This is a genomic window from Paraburkholderia sp. Ac-20347 (assembly GCF_017104805.1).
Lineage (GTDB): Bacteria > Pseudomonadota > Gammaproteobacteria > Burkholderiales > Burkholderiaceae > Paraburkholderia > Paraburkholderia tropica.
The window spans coordinates 1-9,909 of sequence record NZ_JAAGPN010000291.1 but is presented as its reverse complement, the minus strand read 5'-3'; the positions used below and the strand labels follow the sequence as shown (position 1 = coordinate 9,909).

Here is a 9,909-nt window from a genome sequence, read left to right as displayed (position 1 = left end):
GGGCCAGCTCGCGCGCGAGCAGCGGCTGCGCGTCGGCGGGCTTGCCGGCGAGCACGAGCAGCGAGGCGTCGAGTTGCGCGGCGCGTTCCGAGTCGGGCGCGTATTGCTGCCAGAGCTGCACGGCGGTGAGCGCGTCGGTCGGGCTTTGCGCCGCGAGCGCGATTTCCGTTGCACGCTGCGCCATGCGCGGATCGTGCGTATCGCGCGCGAGCGCAAGATACGTCTGATACGCGGGCGCGGGCTGGTCGCGCTGGAGCGCGATTTCAGCGGCGAGCACCTGGAAGGTGATCTGGCTCGTGAGCGGAATCGCGGGCAGATCCTTCTTCTCGTCCGCCGTCGCGGGGCCGAACGCGTCCGGCATGGTGACGGAAGTGTCGTCCGTGTCGGGGGACGGATCCTGCGCGTACGCGCTCGACGTGCTCAGCGCCCAGGCTGCGAGCACGGCGGCGCCGATCAGTTTCCGGGGGCCGAACGCGCGGAGTTCGAACGTTTTGCGCAGACGCGGCGCCGCGTGGGGCAGGCGCTTCGCAAACAGCTTTACGAAAGACAGTTCCATGGAATTCCGTCGAATGTTTCGGTCGATTGTAACGCGCTGGCTACAATACGCGCACGACGATGACGCAAGTTGCAGACCAGCCCCGCGCGGTCGCCGGGCCTGGCGCTCACGCTCCGTCGCGCTGTGCGCCGCGCTGTCCGGCATTTTCCCAGCCCAACCTCACAAACTGATTAAAGATGCCAGAGTTGCCAGAAGTTGAAGTGACCCGCCGGGGCATCGAGCCGTGGGTCGCGGGCCGCCGCGTGGAGCGTGTCGACGTGCGCAACGGCTCGCTGCGCTGGCCTGTGCCGGCCTCGCTGGCGCGCATTCTGCGCGGTCGCACGGTCCGTTCGGTTGGCCGGCGCGGCAAATATCTGCTGTTCGAGGTCGAAGACGGCTGGTTCATCGTGCATCTTGGCATGACCGGCACCCTGCGCGTGTTACGTAATCTTCCAAAGCCGCCGGCCGCGGAAAAGCACGATCACATCGACTGGCTGTTCGACGACTTTACCTTGCGTTTTCGCGATCCGCGCCGCTTCGGCGCCGTGCTCTGGCACGCGCGCGAGGACGGCGACGTGCTCGGCCATCCGCTGCTCGCGGGCCTCGGCATCGAGCCGTTCACGCCCGCCTTCGACGGCGCGCTGCTGTTTCGCGAGACGCGCGGGCGCAAGGTGTCGGTGAAACAGGCGCTGCTGGCCGGTGACATCGTCGTGGGCGTGGGCAATATCTACGCGTCGGAAAGTCTCTTTCGCGCCGGTATCCGGCCGACCACCGCCGCGGGACGCGTCTCGCTCGCGCGCTACGAACTGCTCGCCGACGCCGTGCGCGCCGTACTCGCCTCGGCTATCGAAAAAGGCGGCAGCACCTTGCGCGACTTCGTCGGCAGCAATGGCGAGAGCGGCTATTTCCAGCTCGAATACTTCGTTTACGACCGCGCGGGCCAGCCCTGCCGCGTGTGCGGCACGCCGATCAAACAGATCGTGCAAGGCCAGCGGTCGACCTATTTCTGTCCGCGCTGTCAGCGCTGATCCGTCAGTCCGTCCATGTATCTCAAGACCTCCGCAAAGCTCGCGCCCGCTGCGCTGCAATCCGCTTACCCCGCCGAACTGCTCGCGAGCTTCGCGCCGCGCCTGATCGCGTGGCAGCGCGAACACGGCCGCCACGACCTGCCGTGGCAGAACACGCGCGACCCGTACCGCATCTGGCTCTCGGAAATCATGCTGCAGCAGACGCAGGTTTCCACCGTGATTCCGTACTACGCGCGCTTTCTCGATCGCTTTCCGACCGTCGAGGCGCTTGCCGCCGCGCCCGCCGACGACGTGATGGCGCTGTGGGCCGGCCTCGGCTACTACACGCGCGCGCGCAATCTGCATCGCTGCGCGCAGGTGGTCGCCGAGAGCCACGGCGGGAAATTTCCGTCGACGGTCGAAGGACTCGCGGAACTGCCCGGTATCGGCCGCTCGACCGCCGCCGCGATCGCCTCGTTCGCGTTCGGCGCGCGCGCGACGATTCTCGACGGCAACGTGAAGCGCGTGCTCGCGCGCGTGTTCGGCGTGGAAGGCTTTCCGGGCGAGAAGCGCGTGGAAAACGCGATGTGGACGCTCGCCGAATCGCTCGTGCCGGGCGCCGACGCCACCGACGCCGACGTGAGCGCCTACACGCAAGGTCTGATGGATCTGGGCGCGACGCTCTGCACGCGCGGCAAGCCCGACTGCGAGCGCTGCCCGTTCGCTTCCGATTGCGTGGCGAAGACGACGAACCGGCAACGCCAGTTGCCCGCCTCGCGGCCGAAAAAAGCGGTGCCGACGCGTCAGACGTGGATGCTGATCCTGCTCGACGGCGACGCGGTGATGCTCGAAAAGCGTCCGCCTTCGGGCATCTGGGGCGGCCTGTGGAGCCTGCCCGAAGCCGCCGATGAAGCCGCGCTGGCCGCGCGCGCCGACGGTTATGGCGCGCAAGGTGCGAAGGCGTCGGCGCTCGCGTCGCTTCAACACACCTTCACGCATTTCAAGCTCGACATCGAGCCGCGCGTCGTCGAACTCGATACGCGCAAGGGCGGTGCGCTCGTCGCGCAGGATGGGGAAACGGCGTGGGTCGCGCTGCGCGAGATCGAGGCCTATGGCGTGCCCGCGCCGGTGCGCAAACTGCTAGACGGATTGCGCGGTTCGCTGATCTAACCCGGAAACGCCGCGCGCGCTACAGCAGCATCAGAGCAACTGATGCTGCTGCATGTAGTGATGCACGACGTCGATGCGCGCGCTGGCGTCGTCCAGTTCCATCAGCTTCTGGCGCGCCCGCAGGGCGATCGGCAGCACTTCGGCGAGACGGTTGGAGACCCACGATGGATCGTCGAAACGGAAGGGCTCGGCGAACGGCACGCTCGACGGATCGCGTTCGCGGATGGTCGCGATGATGCGCTCCAGCACTTCCGCGCATGCGCCAAAACGCGCGAGATGATCGGAGCCTTCGAGCGGGATGTCTTCGGGCAGCAGCTCGGCCATGCCGACGAGCAGGCCGTCGGGCTGCACGCGGTGCGACAGCAGGCGAAAACGCTGCGTGCCGTGCGCGCGGATCAGCAGCATGCCGAAGGTTTCCACGTCGCATTGCTCGATGCGCGCGAGACAGCCCACGGCTTCGGGCACGGCGGCGGTTTCGTCGGGCTGCGCGACCTCGCCGCCGCTTTTCAGCAGACACACGCCGAACGGCGATTCCTCGCGCAGACATTCGCGCGCCATGTCCAGATAACGCGCTTCGAAGATCTTCAGCGGCAGCAGGCCGCCGGGGAACAGCACCGTATGCAGCGGAAAGAGCGGCAAATCGGCAAGCACGGCAGGAGTGGAAGGCATGGCGCAACGCTTTCGGTAAAAGGCCGCGCGATGCGGCCGGTTAGGCGATCAGGCGGGACGACTCTCCGACGTCGAGAGGCGCATCGCGATGACGCACGATCACGTTCGACTCGCTGGCGAAGCGCGTGGCGAGCGTCTGGGCAATGAAGACCGAACGATGCTGGCCGCCCGTGCAGCCGATCGCAATGGTCAGATAACTGCGGTTGTCGTTACGGAAGTGCGGCAACCATTTCGCGACGAACGCGCCGATGTCGGCGATCATTTCGTGGACGGTCGGTTGCGCCTTCAGAAAGTCGATCACGGGCTGATCGAGGCCGGTAAGCGGCCGCAGGCGCGCGTCGTAATGCGGATTCGGCAACGTGCGCACGTCGAACACGAAGTCCGCGTCGAGCGGCACGCCGCGCTTGAAACCGAACGATTCGAAGGTGAGCATCAGCGAGCCGCGTTCGCCTTCGACGAACACTTTCACCCACTGGCGCAGCGAATTCGCGCTGAGATTGCTGGTGTCGACCTGATGACCGAATTCCGCGAGATTCGCGACGAGTTCGCGCTCGTGCTCGATGGCTTCTTCGAGCGACTTGAGCATGCCGACGTTGGCGTCGTGCGCGACCGAACCCGATAGCGGATGACGGCGGCGCGTTTCGGAAAAGCGCTGGATGAGCGACTGCGTGCTGGCGTTGAGAAACAGCACGCGCACGTCGTGGCGGAGCGCGAGGTCGCGGATCATCTCCGGCATGTCGTCGAACGACGAACTCGAGCGCGCGTCGATGGCCACCGCGAGACGCTCGTAGCCGTCTTCGGACAGATATTGCGCGAGTTGCGGCAGAAAGCGCGGAGGCAGATTGTCCACGCAGAAGTAGCCGACGTCTTCGAGCGCATTGAGCGCCACCGACTTGCCGGAACCCGAGATGCCGGTGATCAGGATGATACGCATGGGAATGGAGATGGACCCGATTGGGTCATCATAGCATCCGATCCGTGCGACTGTTATGACGCTTCCGGACGCGCGCGGCCTTACTGGTGGCGCGTGACGGGCGCCAGTCGGCGCGGCGTGGGACGAGAAGGACGAGGAGAGACGAAGACAGCGGGCGCGTTGCGGCAGCGTGCCGCAACGCGCGTCAAAGCAGGATCAGATCAGCGGGATCAGATCAGCTTGCCGGGAAACTGGCTGTCCGGGTCCTGCATGGCGAGGCGCTGGCGATCCATGAAGTCGCGCAGCGTGTCGATGCCGCGCAATTGCAGGATCGTGTTGCGCACGGCGGCCTCCACCAGCACGGCGAGGTTGCGGCCCGCGGCCACCTGAATCGTGACCTTGCTGATCGGCAGACCGAGTACGTCGACGGTCTGGCTTTCCAGCGGCAGACGCTGGAATTCGCCGTCCGGGCGTCGCACGAGCTGGACGATCAGCTTGAGCTTCATTTTCCGGCGCACGGCCGTTTCACCGAAGATCGTCTTGATGTCGAGCAGACCCAGGCCGCGCACTTCGAGCAGGTTTTGCAGCAGCGGCGGGCAGCGGCCTTCGACGAAATCGGGGCCGAGGCGCACGAAGTCGACGGCGTCATCGGCCACGAGGCCATGACCGCGGCTGATCAGCTCCAGACCCAGTTCGCTCTTGCCGAGACCCGAGTCGCCGGTGAGCAGCACGCCCATGCCGAGAATGTCGAGAAACACGCCGTGCAACGTCGCGCGTGGCGCGAGGATGCGCGACATGTAGAGGCGCAGGCTGTCGATGACGGTGGCCGCCGACATCGGCGTGGTGAACAGCGGCGTGGAGGAGCGCGTGCAGCGCAGCACCAGTTCGGGCGGCGCGGTCATGCCGTCGGCGACGACGAGAAACGGCGGTTCGAGTGCGATCAGCTCGGCCATGTGGCGCGAGCGGTCTTCGTCGGTCTGACGCTGGTAGTAGTGGATTTCGGCGTCGCCGAGCACCTGGATGCGGTTCGGGTGGATCAGGTTCAGGTGGCCGACGAGGTCCGCGCTCGCCGTGGCCGTGGCCACCGTCTCGGCCGAAAAGCCGCGTTCCCAGCCTTCGTGCCCCGTCAGCCAGCTGAGTTTCAGCGTGGTGGCGTTGTCGTCGAAGATGCTTTGGGCGTTGATGCTGGAAGTGTCCATGAGTCGCTGACTCCGCGAAGACTCGCTTAACTGGTCGCTCTAACCGCGCGCTCTAAAACTGTTGGCTCGCTGCCTGCACGAGATTCGCGCCGTGGCGCACGCTCGCCGCCTCAACGGGCGGCGCAGGGCGCGCCCTGCCGCTTCAAGGTTGCCACTGGGTGAGCAGGCGATGCAACGTCTCGCGATCTTCTTCCGTGTGCAGCCGCTCGCGCGTTTCGCGATCCGACAACAGTTGGGCGATCTCGGAGAGGATTTCAAGATGCTGCTGCGTGGCCTGTTCGGGCACGAGCAGGAAGATGAGGAGCGAAACGGGCTGGCCGTCGGGCGCTTCGAACGCGATGGGCTCCGCCAGGCGCACGAAAGCGGCGAGCGGCTGCTTCAGGCCCTTGATGCGGCCGTGCGGAATGGCCACGCCTTCACCGAGACCGGTGGAGCCGAGGCGTTCGCGCGCGAACAGATTGTCGGTCACCGTGCTGCGCGCAATGCCGTTCTGGTTTTCGAAAATCAGCCCAGCTTGTTCGAAGACGCGTTTCTTGCTGGTAACGGACAGGCCGACGACGACGTTCTCGATGGGAAGAATTTTGGCTAAACGATTCATGTTGGCAGGCGAAAACGTGGCCTGAATGCTCCTCACCCCGGCAGTCGGCGCGGAGTTCGCGCATGGCTGAATCGGTAAAAACAGCCTGAAGCCGGGACCGTGGGACGTGTTACCCCGAAAGTGACTGGACCATTATAGAGCAAGCATAGTGGCCGATGGTGCGATGCACCGGGCATGATTGCAACCATTGTTGCATGGTTGCACCCGGGAACACCGTTCGATGCCGGACACGTCTCGTACTGCTCTCTTGCTGCTCTCGTCATGGCCGCATGAAAAAAGCCGCCCGGGTGGGGCGGCTTTGTTCGTGTGCTGCATTGACTTCCGGCGCGCTGGCCGCGAAGGCCGGGGGAAGCGAATCAGTGTCGAATCAACGTCGCAAATTCTCAAACCCCACGCGCGCCAGGCGCGTCACTGCGGAGGAATCTCGATGGGCGCCGCGGGCTGATGCTTGAGCGCCTCGTGAGCATGGCCTTGCACGCGATCCTTGTGTCGCACGACCTGGCGATCGAGCTTGTCGACCACGAGATCGATGGCGGCATACATGTCGCCATTGCAGCTCTCAACGAAGATGTCCTTGCCTTTCAGATGAAGGTTCACTTCAACCTTCTGTCTCTTGTCCTTTTCCTTGTGGTTGTCGACCGAGAGGACCACATTGCCATCGATGACCTGATCGAAATGTCTTAGCACCCTGTCCAGTTTGGTGATCACGTATTCTCGCAACGCTGGCGTTACTTCGAGATGGTGTCCACTGATCTTCAGATTCATAGTGCTTCTCCAGGCTGATGGCCGCGTGACGCGTGAAGCGCGGCTGTGCCGGTCGACTGACTGCCTGTGTGCGGCTCCCCGAAAGGCCTGCTACGACGGGCTAGCTCGGCCGGCCCTGTCCGCCAACTGGCGTTGCGGCCGGAAAACGCCCACTCCGTAAAAGCCGGAATGAGCCTAAAGAGACTTGCGCAGATTGACCGCCGGAATCTTCAGTGCTTCGCGATATTTCGCGACGGTGCGTCGCGCGACGACGAAGCCCTGTTCCGCCAGCAGTTCGGCTATGCGGCTGTCCGAAAGAGGGGATTTGGTGTTCTCGGCTCCTATGAGTTGCTTGATGAGCGCACGGATGGCGGTGGACGATGCGGCGCCCCCCGTATCCGTCGATACATGCGATCCGAAGAAGTACTTAAATTCAAGTGTCCCGAACGGAGTCAGCATGTATTTACCGGTTGTCACACGCGAGACAGTTGATTCGTGTAAGCCCAGCGTATCAGCAATCTCCCTCAAAACCAAGGGGCGCATGGCGATTTCGCCGTGCACGAAAAAGTTCTTCTGGCGCTCGACGATCGCCTGCGCCACGCGCAGGATGGTCTCGAAGCGCTGCTGGATATTCTTGATGAGCCAGCGCGCTTCCTGCAGCTGCTGACGCAGCGAGCCGCTGCCCGGATCGCCGCGGTTGTTGCGCAGAATATTCGCGTACAGGTGGTTGATGCGCAGCTTCGGCACCACGTCCGGATTGAGTTCGGCGTGCCAGTTCTGGCCCGCCTTCTTCACGATGATGTCCGGCACCACATAGTCGGCTTCGGCCTTGCCGTACGCCGCGCCCGGGAACGGTTCTAGCGAACGGATCAGCGCATGCGCGTCGCGCAGCTCGTCGTCGCCGGTCTTCAGTTGCTTGCGCAAGCGCGTGAAGTCGCGCGCGGCCAGCAGTTCCAGATGATTCGACACGATCTCGAGCGCCAGCGTGCGCACCGGCGACGTTGTGACGCGCAGCAATTGCAGCTTCAGGCACTCCGAAGCGGAACGCGCGCCCACGCCGGCGGGATCGAAGCTGTGCAGCAGCGCCAGCGCCGCGTTGAGTTCGTCGGCGTCGACTTCGAGTTCTTCGGGGATATCGGCAAGAATTTCCTCGCCCGTGGCGGACAGGTAGCCGTCTTCGTCGAGCGATTCGATCAGGAACGTGATGAGCGCGCGGTCGCGCGGGCTCGCGTTCGTTTCACGCAGCTGCGCCATCAGATGGTCGCGCAGCGTGGTGGTGGATTCGTGGATCTGCAGCGGCGGCAGGTCGTCGTCGTCGGAGGCGCTGCCTGAGCGGCCGTAGTCGTCGAGGTTCCATTGGCTCGAGTCGCCGTTGGCGTCGCCGCCGAGTCCTTCGTATTCGTCGACGCTGCGCGGTTCGCCGTCGCCGCTATCGCTGTCGCTCGACGAGGAGGACGAGCCGTTGCTCGCGCCCTGCATCGGTTCCGCGTTGGAAGAAGCCGGCGGCTGGGCGATGAGCGACCCGTCGGCGGCCACGCGCAAGGGGCTCGCGATCCAGTCGTCGTCGTTCTCGAGCAGCGGATTCTGCGAGATCGCGGTGGCGACTTCCTGCTGCAGTTCGAGCGTCGACAGCTGCAGCAGCCGGATGGACTGTTGCAGTTGCGGAGTCAGCGCAAGATGCTGCGAGAGGCGGAGTTGGAGGCTGGCTTTCATGGCGGTGTGCGATTCATTGTAAAGAGTTTGCCACGCTCGCGATACCACACGACATCCGCGAAAACGCGCGTGCCCTGCACTGGTGCAACGGCATCTCGCGGACGGAATTTAGTGCGCAAACAGCGGCTCGCGCACGCGTGCGGCGTGCATCGCGCACCCGCCCTCGGGACGCGCGTCGCTCGCGGTCGAGCGGGCAGGCACAACGGAACATCACGGAAAGTCCGGACGGAAAATCCAGGGAAATTCGGGAAAAACTCAGGGGAAAGCAGGCGCCGGCGCGGCGTTTGCCCGCAGCGGCGTGCGGGCGTTCCGGCAGGCGCGCCGCGCGCACGTTGCGTGAATCGAGCGAGAACGAAGCGCGGCGGTGAAGCACCCGCACGCGTGCAGCGCGCGGGCGCGGAGATTACATGCGGAAGTGTTCGCCGAGGTAGACGCGGCGCACGCTTTCGTTTTCGATGATGTCACCAGGCGCGCCGGCGGCGAGCACGGTGCCGTCGCTGATGATGTATGCGTGGTCGCAGATGCCGAGCGTTTCGCGCACGTTGTGGTCCGTGATCAGCACGCCGATGTTGCGCTGCTTCAGGAACTTCACGATCTTCTGGATTTCGAGCACGGCGATCGGGTCGACGCCCGCGAACGGCTCGTCGAGCAGAATGAAGCTCGGATCGGTCGCCAGCGCACGCGCGATTTCCACGCGGCGACGTTCACCGCCCGACAGCGACAGCGCCGGATTCTCGCGCAGGTGCGCGATCTGGAGTTCGTCGAGCAGCGCTTCGGCGCGCTGGGTGATCACGTCCTTGCTCAGACGCTTGCCGTTCTCGTCGTGTTGCAGCTCCAGCACCGCGCGGATGTTCTCCTCGACGGTGAGCTTGCGGAACACCGAGGCTTCCTGCGGCAGATACGAGAGGCCCAGCGCCGCGCGCTTGTGGATCGGCAGCAGACTGATGGACTGGCCGTCGAGGTCGATTTCGCCGGCGTCGAGCGGCACGAGGCCGACGATCATGTAGAACGACGTGGTCTTGCCCGCGCCGTTCGGACCGAGCAGACCGACCACTTCGCCGCTCTTCACGTCGAGCGACACGTCTTTCACGACCGTGCGCGAGCCGTAGCGCTTCTTGAGGTTGCGCACGACGAGCGAACTCGTCTTGCCCGCGGACGGGCGCTGATGGATGGGGGAGGCGGTGGTGGCGGCGTTCACTGTTGCGGCGCTCCCTGAATCTTCGTGGCCGGCGCGAGCGTGGCCGAGGCGCCGGTGAGCGGCTGCGCGCCGCCGTTGCGCGGCGCCAGCATGGCGCGCACGCGGCCCTTCGGATTGCCCGGGCCCGCGACGTCGGAACCCGACTTCGCCGTGTAGAAGTCGT

At 65.0% G+C, this 9,909-nt stretch carries 9 protein-coding genes and 2 pseudogenes; 2 read left to right on the top strand and 9 right to left on the bottom strand.

The window, feature by feature from the left end:
• Nucleotides 1-556, bottom strand: a pseudogene (locus G3N97_RS32835) (hypothetical protein); the annotation flags it as partial.
• A 176-nt stretch (nt 557-732) separates the two neighbouring features.
• Here G3N97_RS32835 and mutM point away from each other — a divergent pair.
• Both mutM and mutY read left to right on the top strand, forming a co-directional pair.
• Nucleotides 733-1,563, top strand: a complete 831-nt coding sequence (gene mutM, locus G3N97_RS32830) for a bifunctional DNA-formamidopyrimidine glycosylase/DNA-(apurinic or apyrimidinic site) lyase (protein ID WP_205997076.1) — start codon at nt 733-735, stop codon at nt 1,561-1,563.
• A 15-nt stretch (nt 1,564-1,578) separates the two neighbouring features.
• On the top strand, nt 1,579-2,712 hold the full coding sequence (mutY, locus tag G3N97_RS32825; protein WP_205997075.1) for an A/G-specific adenine glycosylase: 1,134 nt from the start codon (nt 1,579-1,581) through the stop codon (nt 2,710-2,712).
• A gap of 30 nt (nt 2,713-2,742) precedes the next feature.
• Here the strand turns inward: mutY and G3N97_RS32820 are convergent, their stop codons facing one another.
• The 8 genes and pseudogenes from G3N97_RS32820 to G3N97_RS39760 all read right to left on the bottom strand — a co-directional run.
• Nucleotides 2,743-3,381 (bottom strand): LON peptidase substrate-binding domain-containing protein, encoded by a 639-nt coding sequence (locus G3N97_RS32820; protein WP_205997074.1) that lies wholly within the window; start codon nt 3,379-3,381, stop codon nt 2,743-2,745.
• Nucleotides 3,382-3,421: 40 nt separating this feature from the next.
• A complete protein-coding gene (gene rapZ, locus G3N97_RS32815) occupies nt 3,422-4,315 on the bottom strand; it encodes an RNase adapter RapZ (protein ID WP_205997073.1) in 894 nt (297 codons plus the stop codon).
• Nucleotides 4,316-4,524: 209 nt separating this feature from the next.
• The gene (gene hprK, locus G3N97_RS32810) at nt 4,525-5,493 is read right to left on the bottom strand and encodes an HPr(Ser) kinase/phosphatase (protein WP_027795920.1); all 969 of its coding nucleotides are present in this window, start codon (nt 5,491-5,493) and stop codon (nt 4,525-4,527) included.
• A gap of 142 nt (nt 5,494-5,635) precedes the next feature.
• Entirely contained in the window at nt 5,636-6,091 is a 456-nt protein-coding gene (ptsN, locus tag G3N97_RS32805) for a PTS IIA-like nitrogen regulatory protein PtsN (RefSeq protein ID WP_027815677.1), read from the bottom strand.
• Between the two features lie 408 nt (nt 6,092-6,499).
• On the bottom strand, nt 6,500-6,856 hold the full coding sequence (raiA, locus tag G3N97_RS32800) for a ribosome-associated translation inhibitor RaiA (RefSeq protein WP_065062206.1): 357 nt from the start codon (nt 6,854-6,856) through the stop codon (nt 6,500-6,502).
• 174 nt (nt 6,857-7,030) lie between these two features.
• On the bottom strand, nt 7,031-8,548 hold the full coding sequence (locus tag G3N97_RS32795) for an RNA polymerase factor sigma-54 (RefSeq protein WP_205997072.1): 1,518 nt from the start codon (nt 8,546-8,548) through the stop codon (nt 7,031-7,033).
• Between the two features lie 403 nt (nt 8,549-8,951).
• Nucleotides 8,952-9,719, bottom strand: a complete 768-nt coding sequence (lptB, locus tag G3N97_RS32790; RefSeq protein WP_205997077.1) for an LPS export ABC transporter ATP-binding protein — start codon at nt 9,717-9,719, stop codon at nt 8,952-8,954.
• A gap of 23 nt (nt 9,720-9,742) precedes the next feature.
• Nucleotides 9,743-9,909: pseudogene (locus G3N97_RS39760) on the bottom strand (lipopolysaccharide transport periplasmic protein LptA); the annotation flags it as partial.